Here is an 18,348-nt window from a genome sequence, read left to right as displayed (position 1 = left end):
GGAGGTGGCCGTGGCCACGGCTGAGGAATACGAACGGGTGCTCCGCAAGGCGGAGTTCGGCGGCAAGCTCAACCAGCAGGAATTGGACATGCTCAAGCGCCTGTACCGGGAGGCCGGTGAGCGCGGAAACCGCGCACGCAAGATCATCGACGGCTGACAGGCCCGCGGCCGGCCACCGGACGTCTGCAGCGGCCCTCCGGGACCGGCCGTCTGCCGCGACCCCGTGCTCACGGCTTTTCACAGCAGAACGGAACCAAGGAGATCATGGTGGGGTTCTTCGGAAGCAAGTCCAAGCGTTCCTCGGCAGTACGGGACTGGTCCACCGGCCCGCTGGTGAAGCAGAGCCCCCTTGCGGCCGATGCGCCCGACGTGCTGGCGTTCGCCGTCGAAGCGGCCAGGCAGGCTGACCGGCCGGGCGGTGTGGACGTGGAGAAGGTGCTGGCGGCGATCGACAGGATGTTGGCGGGCCAGATGGACGCTTACGCCGGTGCGCTGCCGGGACTGGACGCCGGACAGATGGCGCAGATGCGCGAGGCGCTCTACGCCAGGCCGGACTTCCGCTTCGAGATGTTCTTCGACGGGCTGACGTACTTCGGGTCGAGCGGCATCGCGATGTGCAACGGGCTCGTCGAGCAGTGGGGGACGTTCCAGTCGGTGGTCGTGGGCCTCGTCGAGAAGGGCGAGTTCGACCGGGGCTAAACGAACCGGCAGCAGGCCGGGTCGACGCCGCCCGGCCGGCTGCCGGTTCGTCCTCGCGACACTGCGGGCTGACTGGCCGGTACCCACGTTCCCCCGTCAGCCGCGCGGGCCCACGGCGGCAGGTCCAGATCAGGCAGGCCACCGGGCCGGTCGCATCACGAGAGCCGGAGTCATGCGCAACGCGATCAAAGTCCTGTTCGCCCTCGCCTGCTTCTACATCTTCTGGAAGTTCCGCAACACCACGCTGGGGCAGAGCAGTTTCATTGTGTCCGTCATCGGCCTCTTCATCGACGACTGGTTCTTGAACCACCTGCGCGGCGGTGTGGCGCACCGCACCAGCGGGCCGCAGCGGCACGCGGACGCGCCACAGCCCCACACCAGCGACGGCGGGCGGCCCCCGGGCGGCGTAGGCGACTACCCCGCGGTCGTGGTGACATCCGTACTGTCGGCCGTCATGGCGGATTCCTTCTTCTTCACCACCTGGCTCGACCTGCCGCCGGCAACGGGTTCGGCCGGCACCAGCGGCCTGGCGGTCGTGGTGAAGGTCGTCGCCTCCGTACTGGCCATCGCCGTGGCGGTGCTGGCGCCCGTGGTCCTCGCGGCCTTCACGTACCTGACCTGCGCGGAGTGGCTGGCCGACCGCTCAGGTAGCCCTTACCGCAACGGCGGATGCCTCGCCCTCTTCCCCGCGGCCCTGCTGGGCATCGCGGCATATGGGCACTTCTACCTGGCCTACGACTTCTACCAGCTCCTTGGGGTGCTCCGACCGCACGGCTAGACCTGACCGCCGCACACTGCGGGCTGTGCCTGCCTTGCTCGTGGTGCAGCACCCGCGCCTCGCACGAGGGCCGGTACGCGAAACGGAAGATCGTCAACGCGCTGCTCCACCGGAGCCGCACCGGCGGGCAACGGTAGTGCCATTCGCCTCGAACAGGCCCTCGTCGACGCAGAGCTGGTCCAGGACGAGGATCAGAACGAGGAAGACCACGACCCGCAGCAGGCTATGCGTCTGCTGCCATGCCTCGTGCGAAGTCACGGGGTCCACCGCCATGGCTTAGGGTCGCCGCAGGGACGGCGCCCGCCGCTTCCGGCCAGCCTCGCGGCCGAACTACGGCGAAGGCCAGCACGGCCAGCAACAGGACGGCCGAGACGGTCTCGGCAACCACGGTGGAACAGCCCTGGAACCTGGACGGGTTCACCAACAACGTCGTCCAGCGGGTTCCCGTGCTCTGCCCCGCTCCTCCTGACGCCTTATGACCGTACGCCCCCGCCGCCCGGCGTGGCGGGTGCCGACCGGCGCGTGTGAAGATGAGCCGCGCCGGGACGGCAAGGGGGGCTCCGGGTGGATACGTGGGTGTGTGAGGCGTGCGGTGGCGAAGTGCCTCAGTCCGAGGACGAGACCACGGCTACGGCGGTGCGCAGACACGCACGCACGACCGGGCACCCACCGTCGAGCGTGCGCAGGGAACTGCCCGGCGGGATCGGTCAACGGTGGCGTACTCCGGAAGACCGGGAGCGGGACCGGCAACGGGAAAACGAACAGGAACGCGGACGGCTCCACCGCGCCCATCCGGTCGGCAGTGATAAGCCTGAGGCCCATGCCGGAGAAGGCTCCGCACCGGGCAGAGCTGGCCTGGACGGCAAGCCGTGGTCGGCTGTACCGACGCACCGGGCCCTCGGTTCACTTCGTGACAGTGCGCTGCTGCAGACACTGCTCGCTGCGGTTCTCCTACTCGTTCTCGGGGCACTGGCGATCGTGTCCATCAGCGGAGCGGAAAGCGCGCAGTCGTCGGCGGAGGCCGCGGGGAGTTCATCCGACCCGCCGGAAGGCGAGCTTCGCGACGCGTTCTCGTTGTCCGGCCTCGAAGGCAGCACATGGGGCGAGGCGCGGGATGTGATGGAGGAGAGGTCGGGCGGCGGCGCGATCAGCGTCCTGGAGCATGGAACCGGACTTCCACTGACGTTCGCGTACGGCGGCGATCCGCAGCGCGACGAGTGGACGGTGTGCACCGCGGAGTTGGCCAGCGGCACCTTCGACGAGCCGGGCTGGCTGGTCACCATGGAAATAGCGAGCCCCCACGACGGCTGCCCAACGGGCGCACTCGAGTCCCAAGCCACGGCGACCGACCGGTACGACGATGGATCCGAGACCGCCGCCCCCGAAGCCCGGGACAGCGACTCCGGGCGAGGGGTGCATCCTGGTTCGTGGTGCGGTGATCCCGGAGCGTACGGCTACACCGGTGCCGGAACCCGTATGCAGTGCCGGTACGGTGCGGGCAACGACTACCGGTGGCGTCGCGCGGGCTGAACGAGCGGCCGAGCCCACGCCGGGCGGTCGCACGCGACGCCTTACGACGGCCGGAGGGGATCACCATGGGGTTGGCCATGTGCCCGTTGTGCAGCGACGACGAGGACATCGAGGTGGTACAGAACCTGGAGGGCGGGCGTCGGCGCGTCCGGCACCGGTGCGGCTTCGCATGGGAGCACGGGGAACCGACCGACCCGAAGAAGCAGCCCTCCCGCTCCATCAGTGACCTCAAGGCCCGATTCCCGAAGTCCGAGGACGTCGAGCCCGGCGTACTGGAACGCGCGAACCGGCTCAAGGCGCAGTTCCTCGCCACCAGACCGGGCCTCGACCCCGAGGTGGCGGCCTACTGGGAGAAATACCAGCAGATCTTCTCGCGCGAGGGACTGCGCACCGGCGACCCCAAGGCCCTCAAGGACTTCGCCAACTCCGACGTCGGAGCCCACCCCGGCAACCAGTCCATGTTCAACGCCGCCTGGAACTCCATGGGTGACGCCGATGCCGCGGAGTCGACCCGCCGGACGATCGAGCACCTTCTCTACGGCCCCGACGACGTACCGCCCGAGGACCGGCTGCAGCAACTCCTCGACGGCACCCAATCGTTCGCCATGACGGGCTTCAAGGAAGCCCTCCTCACAAAGGTTCTCTGCGTCATGGAGCCGGACAGGTTCCTGTCCGTCCTCAAGTACACGACGGAGGCGGGCGGCAAGCGCGAGATCGCGCGGATGGTCTACGGGCTGGATCTGCCGGCGCCGGAGTCGGTGAACTGGACGCTCGGCCGGCTCGTCTTCTGGAGCAACGGCCTCCTGCGCGAACTCGTCGGCGAGGGATTCGCCAACCAGCAGCACTCCGCCGCGTTCCTGTGGTGGGCCAAGGACCAGCCCGGGGCGCCCGGGTGAGCGAGCGGGGCTGGCAGTGGCCAGCGCGGGGCGGGCGCCGGCCTCGCCTGCCGGCCCGACCACGTCTCACGACTGCCCCTAATAATGGAGGCTACGACTGTACAGGTCTGACCAGGTGGAAAACCTCCCGGTTCGCATAGTGCTTGAGGCTTCGGACGACATCTCAGGAGTCAGACCCCCGCCGCAGAACAGCACCTGCCTATTATTCTCCGCCCAACCGGCTTGCAGCCACGTCCGCCTGCTCGTTCGAGCGAATTGACTTGAAGCGCCTGTCGCCGACGAGCAGGAACTGGCACCATGCCGCCGTCGTACCACTTCGAGTCGAAGGCAGACCATTGGAACGGCGGGTCAATGAGCGGCAGCTCTCGGTGTTGCAGTGGGTGGGAGCCGGGTGCCCTGCCGACGTGTGGAACACCACCTCCTACAAGACCACCTGCCAGGCACTGCACAACCGGGGCCTGGTAACGGTCTCCCGGAAGAGCGGGCAGTGGAGCGTCACCCTGACAAGCGCCGGCCAGCACTACCTGGCACATGGCAGGTACCCCTCCCGCGGATCACGCCCGCGGGAGACCCAAGCCGCCGCTCCACGCCCCCGGTCCGCCCGAGCGCAGGAAAAGTCGGTCACCCAGCGGAAGCCAAGCCTTCAATCACAGCCTCGCGTAACGTTCACGGAGCAGCTTCTGCAAGAACTCGCGGAGGCCGGCGGCAGGATCGTCAAGAGCAGCAGCGGTCCTGACTTGGAGAAGTGGCCGTCCCGCGTCGCCGCCGCACGCAGATCCGGACGGATTCCGGAGGCGAAGGAGCTGTACGGAAACTGGTGCCGCGACGGGTACGAGATCAAGCTCATCGACATCCCCGCCTGGCGAGTTGCCGTCCTCGACCCCGTCCCCGTGCCCTCGCGGCTCACTTGGCCCCACGCCGTTATCCGGGCCATGCAGAACGAACGCCAGCCGCTCGGCCTGACCAAGCCCGTCCAAGGACGCGCTCTCCGACTCATCCAGGCACTGATCACCGCTGCCAAGGCCGACGGACACACCTGCTCGGCCGGGCAGACCGGCTTCGCACCCCCACCTCATCGCCGCCGCAGGGCAAAGCCCCACTTCACCATCACCGCCCAGGGCCAGACCGTGGGGTTTCTCGTCCTCCAGGAACAGGACCGGACCGAGCACGTCGCCACCGAGAAGGAACTCGCCGACGCCAAGAAGAACTCCTGGGTCAGAATCCCCCGCTTCGACTACACCCCGTCCGAACGCCTCCGCTTCATCCTCAGCGGCGGCCAGCCACACCGGGCGAGCGAATGGGCCGACGCTCCCGGCCGTCCCCTTGAAGAGCAGCTCGCCGAGATCGCACAGGAGGTCACGCTTCGCGGCCAAGCCGCCGAACGCAGACGCCAGGACGAGGCCGAAGCGGCACGCCAGAAGCGCATCCGCTGGGAAGCCGCCATGGCACAAGCCCGCATCCGGTACGCGGAGGCGTACCGCGTCAGGCACCTCGAAGCCCAGGAAGAGGCATGGCGCCACGCCACCAAACTGACGGAGTACTTGAGTGTCGTACGCACACGAGTCGAGGCCATGCCTCCGGGCCAGGCCAGAACCGAGGCCGAGGAATGGATCAGCTGGGCAGCGGCTACCGTTGAGCGCCTCGACCCATTGAACACACCGCCTCGGCTGCCCGACATTCCCAAGCCACGAGGCGACGACCTGAAACCCTTCCTCGGGCACTGGAGCCCTTACGGCCCCACCTATTAAACGCCCACACCGCACATTTTGCGCACACACAACCGCAGTTCAGGAGCTCTTCGCAACCGGTTCAATCGCGGCACATCGACGTGGTGGGTCATCGGAAAGACATCAGAAAGGGGAGGAACTGACGTATCCCCAGGTCAGAAGCCATTCATAGCCCAGTCATAGGACCCTGCAGACGCTCGGAGCGTCAAACGAGCGTCACGGCCGAGGCATGATCTGTCCTTCGCCCAACGAGGCCCAGCCAGCGGTAGGCGCTCGCTCCGCCTCACCGGTGCCGACCCACATCTCATATGCCCGTGGCCGCGGCCATCTACCTCGTCGACCCGGGGGTCGCGTTCTTCGGTGTCTCCTCGAGCGTTTTGACAATGAGCGTTTTCAGCTTCGCCACTCCAGGGTGAGGACGGCCTTGGCGACCTCGGCTGGGCCCACCGGGCACAGCGGCCTGGTTTGTGAGGAGTTGGCGGGTGGTCACCTCGCTGAGCGGCCGGTCCTTCACTTCGGGCCGGAAGGTGGTCGTAGGGGAGGGGGCAGGAAGCCTGCTCGGAGTACCATCCCTGCGAGGTCGTGAGGTCGGCGCTCCGCAACCCCCGCAGTGGCGCAGTCGTATGGGGCATCCATGCAGAGAGGGCAGAGGGGAATGAGCGTGGCGGAGAGCTGGTCCCGCGTGATGAATCTCCTTCGGCAGTACGCCCCGGCCGATCACGCGGATCTGCCTGGGCCCGCTACGGAACAGATGCTCGCGACCGCCGAGGAACGGATGGGTATCTCCCTCCCTCAGGATCTGCGGACGTGGCTGTTGCAGAACAATCTGGATCTTCCTGAGGAAGACGTGGACGACGATGTGGCGTGTTGCGGCTTCGCCGGGTTTCCGGAAGAGGGAAGCTTCTTTCTGGGCATCCGGGCGATGGAGAAGCTCTACGCGAACCGCTCCATGCCCGGTGGATTCAACCCTCCGGACCAGCCGGACAACCCGTTCTGGCGTAATGAGTGGATCCCGTTCCTGTCGGATCAGGACGGCTGGATGGGAAAGTTTATCGACGTGCGGGACGGGCGTGTCGGCAGGTGGTTCGTGGGTGAGATCACGAGCACGGGCGAGTACGAATCGCTGGCTCACTATTTCGACTCCGTGGCGGAGCTGCTGACGAAGATCGCCGATGGAAACTATCCGGTCTGTGAGGTCGCCGAAGGGCGACTCGTCTGGTCGTGAAACAAAAGATCCGCCGCGTCGGTCCAACTGGATGACCGTCATCGCCAAAGCCGTCCTCCCTGGAGAGGCGACGGTGAAGAAGCATTTCCAGCGTTGACGCTCCAGGGTGAGAACGGCCGCGGCGATGGCCGTCATGCGGTTGGGACTGACGCGGGCTTTACGGAGGACGTGCCAGGACTTCAGTCTCGCGACGCTTCGTTCGAATGGGGCTCGTGCCGCTGACAGGGCCCGGTTGACTGTCCGCTGGGTCGGGCTGAGGTCCTGGTGAGGAAGTCACCTGATCGACGTGGTCACCCAGGAGCCGGCCCCGATGTAGGCGCGGTCGGCAAGGACCGGAATGCCCTGGCGCTCGCAGATCCGGATGACGCGGTGGGTGCGATCGCTCTCCCACAGGGCACGCAGCAGCCCCGGCGCCCGCCGGGACAGGTGACCGACGAGGGCCGTCACGTAGGCGTGGGCGGTACCGACGGATATGTTGAAACCGGCGGCGATCTGCGCGAGCGTGTCGTGCCGGCGCAAGTAGACCAGGCCGACGAGAGCGCGCTGCTGAGGCGGGAGCTTGCAGCGGCGGTCACCCTCACGGGTGACGATGAGCATGGTTACCCACTCAACCAGAGCCTGCCGGTAGGTCTAGTACGGCACGATAGGGAACCAACGAGACTCCTGCGCTGCTGAGTTGAGACGTCGAATATCTCTCTCAACGGCACAGGAGCCTCGTGCGTTGCGGGAGACCAACCCGTCACCCGATCGGTGGCCACTCTGAGAAACGCACAATGACCCGCTCGATGTCGGCATCGGTGACCTTCCGCGGGACGCCAGGCCGTGGGTCGTCGCACAAGCCGTCCAAGCCCTGCTCGAGGATCCGGCGTCGCCGGGTGCGGACCCTGTTCGGAGCAATCCGCGATGGCGTCCCGCGTGATGGTGTAGGCGATCACCGTGCGGGTGCACGCGGGCTGATGCCCGGGGCGTGCATCCGGTGACGGTCTCCGCTCCCTGCGCAAAGGGCGGGCCACCGTGCAAATCTCCCTGGTGAACGGCCACTTCAACCTCACGCGAGACGGCTACGAACCCCCTTCCCGCCCGCCACCTCCGCTCGCTGTCGGCGCAACGGCCCCGAGATGGGCGGAACGCGATCACGTGCACCACATGACGACTCGCAGATCCGGAGCGGAGCGCCGAAGCGCACGCCAGGAAGCCACTCCGACGTCAGCGCAGGCAGGGACCGCGCCCACCGACGACGCCCAAGCGCGCCGGGGCTTCGGCCTCGGTTCGATAACGGTAAAGGAAGGGCAATGGTTCTACAGAGCAAAGATTGCATAGGCTCAAGATGGGAGGACTCCAGGGGCCCACAGTTCGAGTCGCCGAGGGGCCTCCCGTGCGAACAGTCGTCCAGGAGGGGTCCGCCTCACGACTCATACCGGCAGTACATCCGGCGGCACGTCCGGATCAGCTTCGCGACGATGCTCCCGACGGCCTCAAGGACGGCAGTGACGCCCTCGGCGAGGCGTCGACATACGCCGAGCCGTGGTTCGCGCGGGAACGCTGCGATGAGTTCACGACGCCAGAGGCTGCCGCGGCAACGAACCGAGCTCATCGGAGAAGTTTTCAGGCATTCGGAACAGGATAGCAAGCGAGGTAATTCAGGGCGGTTCCATAAGAAATCGATGAAAGCCCCGACTGTCACACCTGTACGGCTCCCGCGAACCCTGACGCCGGGGCCCGTGAAAGCATGCGCACATTTTCATCGGTCCTGAAATTCTGATCCCGAACCTCCCCCTCCCCCATAACGAGACCATCAAACCAGGGGATTTCCGGATCGTTATCGCAGTGTAACTCGGTGTCGCAATGACCGAAATGCCCTTTTATTATGTCATAGTTTCATCCGTTTCGCCCCGAATCAGAGTCGTCGACAGGTCTCTTGTGAGAAGTTCGTGTGCTGCGTAATTCAACTTCTCCATCTAGGTTTGTCACCCATGAAATCCAGCAAGGAGACGGATTCGCCCTACCCGGTACCGGCTCTCGACCTTCCCGATATTGCGGACGGCGCAGCTATGTGGCGCATCGCCCGCGAGACCGGCGTCCTCGATCTCAATTCGGCCTACAGCTATCTTTTGTGGTGCCGTGACTTCTCCCGCACCTCCGTCGTGGCGCGTGACGTCCTCGGCCACCCCATCGGGTTCATCACCGGATACATTCGGCCCGATCACCCGCAGACATTGGTGATCTGGCAGGTGGCAGTGGACGGCGCGCATCGGGGTCGCGGGCTGGCCGGCCGGATGCTCGACGACATCGCAGTTCGCGGCGTGGACGCGGGGGCGCGCCAGGTCGAGACGACGATCACACCCGGCAATGAACCCTCGCACCGGCTGTTCGCCTCGTTCGCCCAACGGCGCGGGGCGCGCATCGAGCGCGAAGTCCTCTTCGGCGAGGACCTGTTCCCGACGGCACACGGGCACGAGCCCGAGATCCTCTACCGCATCAGCCCGCTGGCATGAACCGCACCGAAGGACCGACCTCAGTGACTGTCACTCAGCCTTCCCCCTCCATCTTCGAGACCCTGGAGTCCGAGGTCCGCAGCTACTGCCGCAGCTGGCCTGTCGTGTTCGACCGCGCCCGAGGCAGCCGCATCCATGACGAGGACGGGAGGACCTATCTCGACTTCTTCTCGGGTGCCGGAGCGCTCAACTACGGGCACAACAACCCGGTACTCAAGCGCGCCCTGCTGGACTATCTGGAACGCGACGGCGTCACGCACAGCCTGGACATGAGCACGACCGCGAAGCGGGCCTTCCTGGAGCGCTTCCAGGATCTCGTGCTGCGCCCGCGCGGCCTGACGCACAAGGTGATGTTCCCCGGCCCCACCGGCACCAACGCCGTGGAGGCAGCACTGAAGCTGGCCCGCAAGGTCAAGGGCCGGGAGGCGATCGTCTCGTTCACCAACGCCTTCCACGGCATGTCCCTGGGCTCGCTGGCCGTGACGGGCAACTCCATGAAGCGGGCCGGCGCGGGGATTCCGCTGGTGCACGGCACCCCCATGCCGTTCGACAACTACTTCGACGGACGCGTCGCCGACTTCCTCTGGTTCGAACGTTTGCTGGAAGACCAGGGTTCCGGACTCAACCAGCCCGCCGCGGTGATCGTCGAGACGGTTCAAGGCGAGGGCGGGGTCAACGTGGCCCGCCCGGAGTGGCTTCGCGGTCTGGCCGATCTGTGCGAGCGGCGCGACATGCTGCTGATCGTCGACGACATCCAGATGGGCTGTGGGCGGACGGGCTCGTTCTTCTCCTTCGAGGAGGCCGGCATCGTCCCCGACATCATCACCCTCTCCAAGTCCATCGGCGGCTACGGCCTCCCCATGGCCCTGACCCTCTTCAAACCCGAACTCGACGTCTGGGAGCCCGGGGAGCACAACGGCACCTTCCGTGGCCACAACCCCGCCTTCGTCACGGCGACGGCAGCCCTGGACACGTACTGGGCGGACAGCGGCAGCATGACGAAGCAGACCATCGCCCGTGGCGAGCAGACCGAGGCCGTCCTGCGCGAGATCGTCGCCGAGCACGCCGGCACCGGCGCCCGCCACCGCGGGCGGGGGCTGGTGTGGGGCCTGGAGTTCGACGACAAGGGATGGGCGTCGCGGGCCAGTGCCCGGGCCTTCGAACTGGGCCTGCTCATCGAGACCTCGGGTCCCCAGGACGAGGTCCTCAAACTGCTGCCCGCACTGACCATCACCGCGGACGAGCTCGACGAGGGCCTGCGCACTCTCGCCCGGGCCGTACGCCAGACCGCGCAGAGGGAGACGAACGCATGATCATTCGATCACTGACCGACATCGAGGGCACGGACCGTGATGTGACCGCCGAGACCGGAGCCTGGCGCAGCAGGCGTCTCGTCCTCGCCGGGGACGGCGTGGGTTTCTCCGTCCACGAGACCGTCATGTACGCGGGCACCACGACTTCCATGTGGTACGCGAACCACATCGAGGCTGTCCTGTGCGTCGAGGGCGAGGGCGAGCTCACCGACGACGAAACCGGTGAGACACACCTGATCTCCCCCGGCACGCTCTACCTTCTCGACGGGCACGAGCGGCACACCATGCGTCCCCGCACCGATCTGCGTTTCGTCTGCGTCTTCAATCCGCCGGTCACCGGCCGCGAAGTGCACGACGAGAACGGCGCCTACCCCCTGCTCACGGAAGGAGCCTGAGATGACCGACCTGTATCCGACACGCGGTGCGACCGAAGTGACGACGCCCCGCCGAGACCCCGTGCTCTGGGGCGAACCGTCCGCGGAATTGAGCGACTTCGGACGGGACGGCTTCCTCACCGTGGACGAACTGCTCAACCGGACGGAAGTCCTGACCTACCGGGCCGAACTGAAGCGGTTGATCGCCGATCCGGCGGTACGCAACGACGAGCGTGCCGTCATCGAATCCTCCTCCCAGGAGATCCGCTCGATCTTCGAAGTCCATCGCATCAGTGAGGTCTTCGCCCGACTCGTCCGGGACCCGAGAGTCGTGGACACCGCTCGTCGGATCCTCGGTTCCGACGTCTACGTCCACCAGAGCCGCGTCAACGTCAAACCGGGTTTCGGGGCCGGCGGGTTCTACTGGCACTCCGACTTCGAGACCTGGCACGCCGAGGACGGCCTGCCCCGCATGCGCACCGTCTCGGTGTCGATCGCCCTCACCGAGAACCGTGACACCAACGGCAGCCTGATGATCATGCCGGGCTCACACCGCACCTTCCTCGGCTGCGCGGGAGCCACGCCCAAGGACAACTACAAGAGATCTCTGCGGATGCAGGAGGCCGGCACCCCCTCGGCGTCGGCGCTGACCGAGATGGCCCTGGAGCACGGCATCAAGCTCTTCACCGGCCCCGCAGGCTCGGCGACCTGGTTCGACTGCAACTGCATGCACGGTTCCGGGGACAACATCACGCCCTACCCGCGCAGCAACGTCTTCATCGTGTTCAACAGCGTGGAGAACCAGCCGGTGGAGCCCTTCGCCGCCCCGGTACGCCGGCCGGAGTTCATCGCGGCCCGCGACTTCCTGCCGGTGGGATAGGTTTCCCGCGGCCCGGCCGAAGCGGAGGCGCACGGCCGGGCCGCCTGCCCTGTCGAACCTCGGAGAAGATGACGAGACCGATCAATGGCCAGGTCACGGACGCGGGGGCTCCTCAGTAACGTGTCTTCGGGTCGCCCCTGTCCGGGCCGTCAGCACACGCGGAGGGCGACTGCTCTGCATGGCGTGCCCCGTCGGGCGGGGTCCCACGGGAGCCCGCCGCCGCGCCGGTCACCTCTCGTACAGATGGGCCGAAGCCACCCGCCCCGGCCGCATGATGCGTATCTTGTGCCCCTCGCAGGACGGGCACTGCGGTGACTGCAGCGGGGACGGTACGCGTTCGCCGTCGAGCTGGTAGTCGGCGGTGATCCGGGCGTGCTCGTCCACGGTCACATCGATGTCGTACGCGCCTTCCCAGCCGTGTCCGCAGTCGAGGCACACGAAAGAGTACGCGCGCCGGACGTGGTTCGTGGGCATGGTGGCCTCCCGGGAGCGATGGGTGCGTCAAAGTCGCCTCTACCCATTTTTGCACAGTGCAACATAAGGATGAAGTGCTGTGCGTTGGTCTGCGAGGGCCGAGCCGGTGCATGTGGCCCAGGCGTGTCCGGTACTCGCTCTGCCGGGGCCGTGGGGGCAGGGCGCGTTCTATGCGCCCGCCGTGTGCACCGCGCGCAGGGCGCTTTGGTGGCTGAGCCAGCCGACCGGCTCGCCGTGCGCGTGATCGAGGACCGGGACCCCTGTTCCTGCCGCCGCGAGCAAAGTGTTCAGCGCCTGCGCGAGGGACTGGTCCGCGGTGACGGGCGCGGGTCGCTCGGCGAGTCGGCCGACCTGGGTGGGCACGGCGTCCGGCTGCTCGGCGAGGGCCTCGGCGACCGCCTGGGCGGTGACCACCCCGGCGTAAGCGCCCGCCTCGTCCGCGACCGGCAGCGCGCCGTGGCCGGAAAGGCTCAGCAGATCGGCGGCGTCGGGGAGCGGTGTCGACCACGACAGGGACGAGGGCAGGGGCTCCATGACGGCGTCGACCCGCTGCACACCGAGCCGTGCGCCCCGTGCGGGACCCTCGATGTCGATGCCGCGGCGGCGCAGCTTGAGCGTGTAGACGGTGTCCCGGGACAGCAGACGGCTGGTGGCGGTGGCCAGCACGATCGCCAGCATCAGCGGCAGGATGATCGAGTACTCGCCGGTGAGCTCGAAGAGGATCACCACGGCGGTGATCGGCGCGCGGGAGGCGCCGGCGAAGACTGCGCCCATCCCGACCAGTGCGTACGCGCCCACCGCACCGGCGGTGCCGGGCAGCAGGTCGTGCGCGCCGATGCCGTACGCCGCGCCGAGCATCGCCCCGATGAACAGGCTGGGCGCGAAGACGCCGCCCGAGCCGCCGATGCCGATGGTCAGGCTGGTCGCCAGCATCTTGCCGGCCAGCAGCAACAGCAGGAAGGCGACCGCGTACCCGCCCTCGGTCGCCTTCTGCAGGACCGGGTAGCCGACGCCGTACATCTCGGGCAGGGCAAGGAGCACCAGGCCCAGCGCGAGGCCGCCGACCGCCGGGCGCAGCCACTCGGGGCCGCGCCACAGCCAGTCGCAGGCGTCCTCGATCAGGTACAGGAACCGCGAGAAGCCCACGCCGACCAGGGCGGCCACCACCCCCAGCGCGGCGAACAGGCCGTATTGCGCGAGATGGTCCACATGGAAGTCCGGCAGGCTCAGGAAGGCCACGTCGCCGAAGGCCGCCCGGCCGATGACGCTCGCCGTCACGCTGGCCAGTACGGCCGCGCCGAACGCCTCGGTGCTGAACGTGCCCAGGATCAGCTCCATGGCGAAGAAGACTCCGGCGAGCGGGGCGTTGAAGGTGGCGGCGATGCCGCCTGCCGCGCCGCAGGCGACGAGGAGCTTCATCCGTCCCTCGGGCACCTTCGCCAGACGGCCCAGCGTTGAGCCGAGTGCCGAGCCGATCTGCACGATCGGCCCCTCCCGGCCCACCGAGCCGCCCGAGCCGATGGTCAGTGCGGAGGCCAGCGTCTTCACGACGGCCACCTTGGGGCTGATCCGCCCACCGCGCTGGGCGACGGCAACCATCACCTCGGGCACCCCGTGCCCGCGGGCCTCCCTGGCGAAGCGGTACACCAACGGCCCATAGAGCAGGCCGCCGAGCACGGGAGCGATCAGCACGAAGTACGGGCCCAGCCACGGCACGTGCGGATTGCCGGAGCCCGGGGACGCGGCGTAGTCGCCGTGTCCGGAGAAGAGGTGTGTGAAGGTGGTGATGCACCAGCGGAAGACGATCGATCCCGCTCCCGCCCCGGCGCCGACCACCACGGCCAGTACCGGCAGCCCCCAGGGCGCGGCGCGCAGATCGGTGAGTCTCCGCGAGGGTGGGAGACCGATCGGCGTCTTCTGCGCTGCGGCCGGCCTGTTCTTGGCCGTTTGGATGGCACTCATTGCTACCCCTTCCGTACCTTTGCATTATGCAAAGCATGTCAAGTGGGGCGATGCGAGCACTTCCGCTCGGCCTCCGGTGAGGACGACGGGCGGGCGGCACTGCGGGGCCAGGAGAGTGAACGCTGGGGGATCCGCCGCCGTACCCGCACCATGACGGGGTGCGCCGACGCACCGGATACGGTCGAGCCTGCGAGGGGGTAGACGTGCGAAAGGGCGCCTGCGTGTCCCTCCCTGAAAGGGGAGAGGGAGAGCGGGCGAACACGTCGGGCGCCTGTGCCCGGGCGGGAGTCTTCGCCGTGGCGGGCAGCGTCCTCGCCGCCCTCGGCCACCATGCGGCCGGCGGCGCGGCAGAGCCGTGGCGCCTTGTAGCCGCCCTTGTGCTCCTGCAGTTCGCGGGTGTCTGGCCCGCCGCCCGCCGTCGTTTCTCCCCGCTGGCCACTGTCGGATGCACGCTGGCCGTGCAGGGTGCGCTCCATCTGGCTCTCGCCTGGGCGGCCGACGGGCACCGGAACACGGCGGTCCACGCCAGTCCCGCCGGCTCGTCGATGGCCTCCGGCGACGGCCACTCCTGGCACCAGTCTTCCGCCGCTATGACCGCTGTCCACATGGGCGCAGCGCTCGCCGTGGCATGGCTGCTGCACCAGGCCGACGCGGCCGTCGCGGCCGCGTTGGCCGGCGCCCGCATGGCACGACGTGTGCTGGTGGCCGCGCGTGGGCGGCTGAGACGGTTGTGGGTCAAGCTGCTGATGCGCCCGGTGCGCCGGGCACTGCCGGTCTTGCGGCGAGTGGCGTGCCGAGGGACTTGCCTGCCGATCGGATTCGGAGCGCCGGAACGTGCGCTGCCGCGCAGGGGGCCACCGGAAGACCTCGTTGTTCCGGTCCCTTCGCCATCATCCCGGCCGGGTCGAAGCCCGCCCGGCCTGACGCTTCCGGAGTTCGTTCGTGCCCCTGTCTTCCGTGCAATCCCTGAATCCCGCTGCTCGCGAGTTCGGCCGCATCGCCGTGGTCGGCGCCCTCGCTCTGACATCCGCTTTCGTCCTGGCCCACCCCGCGTCCGCCCACACGGAGGTCGAGGCCGACACCCCGAGGGCTCTGGCCCGCAACGTCACCCTCACCTTCACCTCCGAGGCCGAGTCCGACACGGCGGGCTTCGCGCGGGTGCGCGTCGCCCTGCCGAAAGGCATCGAGCCGGACGACGTGACGCTCGCGCATGCCCCGAAGGGCTGGACTTTGAAGACCACCTCGGACGGCTACACGATCGGTGGCCCTGCTCTGGCGACGGGAGCGGACGCCGAACACGCGATCACCGTGCGGCAGTTGCCCGACGTCCAGGAGCTCGTGTTCAAGACCGTCGACACCTACGGCGACGGCAGGGTCTCGCGCTGGATCGAACTGCCCAGGCAGGAAGCGGAGTCGGACCAGCCCGCTCCGGTGCTGAAGCTGAGGCCCGCGACCGCCGACGCGCAGCCCCTCAGCCCGCCTTCCACACGGGCGTCCCGCACACCGTCCGAAGGCCCCTCCGGCGGCGGCGACGCCAGTGCCTCGGCGCGCGCGGAGGGTGAGAACCCGCTCGGAGGGCTGATCGCCGCCGGCACAGCCGCCGCCCTGCTCGGGCTCGGCGCATTCGCCTGGCGGCTGAACCGGCGCCGCGCCGGGCGGGGCGGTGCGCGGTGAACCGAGCGTCCGCCTTCGGCGTCCGGGTAACGCCCTCCTGTCCCGTACGTCGGCCGACACCTGACGACCACCGGACGTACCGGGCCCTGCTCGTCGTGGCTGTGGCGTTCACCCTCTTTCTCCTGGCCGGTGTGACCCCGGCCTCCGCGCACGCCGTGTTCACGAGCAGCGACCCCCGCGAGGGCGTCGTCCTGAAGGCCGTGCCACGACAGATCACGGTGACCTTCGACGAAGCCGTCGCTCTCGTCGAGAACTCCGTCCGCGTCCTCGACCCCGACAACCGCCCGGCGACTGCGGGCGATCCGGAGCACGCCGACGGACAGGGCAACACGGCCCGCGTCCGCCTCGCCGGAGGGCTTGGCCAGGGCACGTACACCGTCTCCTGGCGGGTGGTGTCGGCGGACAGCCACGCCGTGACCGGAGCCTTCACCTTCTCCGTCGGCAAACGCTCGCCCGCCAGGCCCGCTGCCACCGCGCAGCCGGCCGTACCCGGGGCCACGAGCGCGCTGAACGAGACGGCCCGCTACGTCGCCTACGCGGGACTGGCCCTGCTCATCGGCATCGCCGTGTTCGTCCTGGCCTGCTGGCCGACGGCCACGGCCCGGCGAGCCGTACGCCGACTCTTCGTGACCGGCTGGTGGGTGCTGACGCTGTCCACCCTGGCCTTGGTGCTGCTCCGCGGACCGTACGACAGCGGCGAAGGACCGGGCGCGGTGTTCGACGCGCGGTCGCTGCGCGGCACGATGGAGACCCGGTCAGGTGTCGCCCTGCTGGTGCGGCTGGTGCTGCTGCTCGTCTTGGCCGTGCTCGTTCGGGACCGGAGGGTCCGGGAAGGCGCCGGCCGACTTGGGAGGATGGCCGGTGTCCTGTTCGCCCTGGCTCTGGCAGCGACCTGGGTCGTGGCCGAGCATGCCGCGGTCGGCGTCCAGGTCCCCGTGGCGGTCGTCTCCACCGCACTTCATCTGCTCGCGATGGCGGTGTGGCTGGGCGGGCTGGCCGCCCTGCTCACCATCCTGTACCGGGCACCGGCCGAGGATCCGCTCCCTCCCGCCGCGGTCGCCCGCTTCTCTCGGCTGGCGTTCGTCTCGGTGGCGGTTCTCGCCGCCACCGGCGTCTACCAGTCCTGGCGCGGGCTTGGGTCCTGGGACGCGCTGCTGCACACCGGGTATGGCAGGACGCTGTCGCTCAAGGTGTGGACCGTGCTGGTGGTACTGGCGGTGGCCGCGCAGTCACGGCGCTGGACCGGGCGGCTGCTCACGGCGACCGAGCCGGAGCGGGTGCCGATCGCGGTGGGCGGCCGGGAGGCGGACGATCCCTGCGGCACCCTCCCGTCCAGGGCCGGGGTTTCGACGGAGCGGACAGCGCAGCGGCGCGGGCTGCGCCGGTGCGTGCTGGCCGAGGTGGCGGTCGGCATGGTGGTCCTGATGCTCACCACCATGCTGACCGGGACGCAGACCGGACGGGCGGCCGAGGAGTCGGCGGCGCTGGCGGTTCTCGTGCCCGGTCAGCCCACTCAGTCCTTGTCGATGGTCCCCTTCGACACCGGCAGTCGCACCCTGGGACCCCTGGGGAGCGGCAGGGTGCAGATCGTCCTGGAACCCGGGCGGGTCGGACGCAACGCGGTCCAGGCGGTCGTCTACGGCGCAGACGGCGGGCTCGTACCTGTGCCCGAACTGCGTCTCGCCTTCACCCTGGCCTCGCAGGGCGTGGGCCCCCTGGATGCGGAGCTCGTGGACGAGCGCGGCTACTGGGGCAGTGACAGTCTCACCCTGCCCACGGAAGGGACGTGGACGATGCGGGTCACTGTACGGGTGTCGGAAGTCGACCAGGTCACCGTGGAGCACCAGGTCGACATCGGACCCTGACAACCCCTCGTCCCGTCTTCTCGCACTGCACAAAACGCGCGCTGAGCCTCCGGGTCTTCCTGGGCGGGAGCAGGCGAGTGAGGCGCCCTTGGTCGTCCACGGGCGCCTGACTCAGGAGCTCGTCCGGCGTGGGTCAGGACCGAGGCGGGCGCCCAGACACGCAGCGTGGCGGACGTTCTGGCCCGTCGGCTCCGGGTTCGCGAAGCAACCTGACTCTGGGCGACGGGTGACCGTCCGGGCGAGGTGGCGCTGGTCGAAGTCGATGGTGTGGATGGCGGCCCAGGCGCTGACTATGCGGGAATCGCTGGGAAGCCGCGGAGTAGGGGCTGCCTCGGAAGTGAGCCGGCGCCTGGCGAGGCCGCGTCGCCCGAGCGGTGCGCGTCTCGGGGATGACGACTCGAGCGCAGGGGGTTCGGCCGGCCGTCCTTACCCGCCCCGGGGGGGGGGGAGGGGGGG

Annotated in this window: 16 protein-coding genes and 1 pseudogene; 13 read left to right on the top strand and 4 right to left on the bottom strand. The window is 68.6% G+C overall.

Going from position 1 to position 18,348, the window contains the following annotated elements; translation table 11 throughout:
- The first annotated feature begins 10 nt into the window (after positions 1–10).
- The 3 genes from ACN6LD_RS05835 (at position 11) to ACN6LD_RS05825 (ending at position 1,477) form a co-directional block, all read left to right on the top strand.
- The gene (locus ACN6LD_RS05835; RefSeq protein ID WP_298561783.1) at positions 11–157 is read left to right on the top strand and encodes a hypothetical protein; all 147 of its coding nucleotides are present in this window, start codon (positions 11–13) and stop codon (positions 155–157) included.
- Between the two features lie 107 nt (positions 158–264).
- Positions 265–699 carry a hypothetical protein gene (locus tag ACN6LD_RS05830; RefSeq protein ID WP_445034226.1) on the top strand — a complete coding sequence of 145 codons (435 nt, stop codon included), beginning with the start codon at positions 265–267 and terminating at the stop codon, positions 697–699.
- A 172-nt stretch (positions 700–871) separates the two neighbouring features.
- Positions 872–1,477: a hypothetical protein gene (locus ACN6LD_RS05825; protein WP_334450269.1), complete on the top strand. Its 606-nt coding sequence runs from the start codon at positions 872–874 to the stop codon at positions 1,475–1,477.
- Positions 1,478–1,570: 93 nt separating this feature from the next.
- On the opposite strand, the gene ACN6LD_RS05820 is transcribed toward ACN6LD_RS05825, so the two are convergent.
- Positions 1,571–1,735: a hypothetical protein gene (locus tag ACN6LD_RS05820; protein WP_334450268.1), complete on the bottom strand. Its 165-nt coding sequence runs from the start codon at positions 1,733–1,735 to the stop codon at positions 1,571–1,573.
- Between the two features lie 420 nt (positions 1,736–2,155).
- Here ACN6LD_RS05820 and ACN6LD_RS05815 point away from each other — a divergent pair, with 420 nt between their 5' ends.
- The 4 genes from ACN6LD_RS05815 (at position 2,156) to ACN6LD_RS05800 (ending at position 6,855) form a co-directional block, all read left to right on the top strand.
- Complete coding sequence (locus ACN6LD_RS05815; protein ID WP_445034228.1) at positions 2,156–3,007, top strand: hypothetical protein; 852 nt, start codon at positions 2,156–2,158, stop codon at positions 3,005–3,007.
- Positions 3,008–3,072: 65 nt separating this feature from the next.
- Positions 3,073–3,903: a hypothetical protein gene (locus ACN6LD_RS05810; protein ID WP_334450266.1), complete on the top strand. Its 831-nt coding sequence runs from the start codon at positions 3,073–3,075 to the stop codon at positions 3,901–3,903.
- Positions 3,904–4,640: 737 nt separating this feature from the next.
- Complete coding sequence (locus ACN6LD_RS05805; RefSeq protein WP_334450265.1) at positions 4,641–5,651, top strand: hypothetical protein; 1,011 nt, start codon at positions 4,641–4,643, stop codon at positions 5,649–5,651.
- 634 nt (positions 5,652–6,285) lie between these two features.
- The gene (locus ACN6LD_RS05800; protein ID WP_445034229.1) at positions 6,286–6,855 is read left to right on the top strand and encodes an SMI1/KNR4 family protein; all 570 of its coding nucleotides are present in this window, start codon (positions 6,286–6,288) and stop codon (positions 6,853–6,855) included.
- A 90-nt stretch (positions 6,856–6,945) separates the two neighbouring features.
- Here the strand turns inward: ACN6LD_RS05800 and ACN6LD_RS05795 are convergent.
- Positions 6,946–7,510, bottom strand: a pseudogene (locus tag ACN6LD_RS05795) (transposase); the annotation flags it as partial.
- Positions 7,511–8,828: 1,318 nt separating this feature from the next.
- Between ACN6LD_RS05795 and ectA the strand changes: the two are divergent.
- From ectA to thpD, 4 genes are read left to right on the top strand one after another with little or no spacing between them, the layout of a single operon-like run.
- Positions 8,829–9,350 (top strand): diaminobutyrate acetyltransferase, encoded by a 522-nt coding sequence (gene ectA, locus ACN6LD_RS05790; RefSeq protein ID WP_334450263.1) that lies wholly within the window; start codon positions 8,829–8,831, stop codon positions 9,348–9,350.
- Between the two features lie 23 nt (positions 9,351–9,373).
- A complete protein-coding gene (ectB, locus tag ACN6LD_RS05785; protein WP_334450262.1) occupies positions 9,374–10,663 on the top strand; it encodes a diaminobutyrate--2-oxoglutarate transaminase in 1,290 nt (429 codons plus the stop codon).
- Complete coding sequence (locus tag ACN6LD_RS05780; protein WP_334450261.1) at positions 10,660–11,058, top strand: ectoine synthase; 399 nt, start codon at positions 10,660–10,662, stop codon at positions 11,056–11,058. Before ectB ends, ACN6LD_RS05780 begins: the two co-directional genes overlap by 4 nt.
- Before the next feature lies 1 nt (position 11,059).
- Positions 11,060–11,917 (top strand): ectoine hydroxylase, encoded by an 858-nt coding sequence (thpD, locus tag ACN6LD_RS05775; RefSeq protein ID WP_334450260.1) that lies wholly within the window; start codon positions 11,060–11,062, stop codon positions 11,915–11,917.
- A 228-nt stretch (positions 11,918–12,145) separates the two neighbouring features.
- Here thpD and ACN6LD_RS05770 read toward each other — a convergent pair whose 3' ends face one another.
- Positions 12,146–12,391 (bottom strand): hypothetical protein, encoded by a 246-nt coding sequence (locus ACN6LD_RS05770; RefSeq protein ID WP_256905189.1) that lies wholly within the window; start codon positions 12,389–12,391, stop codon positions 12,146–12,148.
- Between the two features lie 168 nt (positions 12,392–12,559).
- Entirely contained in the window at positions 12,560–14,353 is a 1,794-nt protein-coding gene (locus ACN6LD_RS05765) for a chloride channel protein (protein ID WP_334450259.1), read from the bottom strand.
- Positions 14,354–15,310: 957 nt separating this feature from the next.
- On the opposite strand from ACN6LD_RS05765, the gene ACN6LD_RS05760 reads away from it, so the two are divergent.
- Positions 15,311–16,027 (top strand): DUF1775 domain-containing protein, encoded by a 717-nt coding sequence (locus ACN6LD_RS05760; RefSeq protein ID WP_334450258.1) that lies wholly within the window; start codon positions 15,311–15,313, stop codon positions 16,025–16,027.
- 95 nt (positions 16,028–16,122) lie between these two features.
- Positions 16,123–17,892: a copper resistance CopC/CopD family protein gene (locus ACN6LD_RS05755; protein WP_334450257.1), complete on the top strand. Its 1,770-nt coding sequence runs from the start codon at positions 16,123–16,125 to the stop codon at positions 17,890–17,892.
- The last annotated feature ends 456 nt before the right edge of the window (positions 17,893–18,348 follow it).

The sequence above is a fragment of the Streptomyces sp. SAS_272 genome (genome assembly GCF_052543235.1).
The sequence above is the reverse complement of the archived record's forward strand: the minus strand, read 5'-3'. Positions and strand labels throughout refer to the sequence as shown.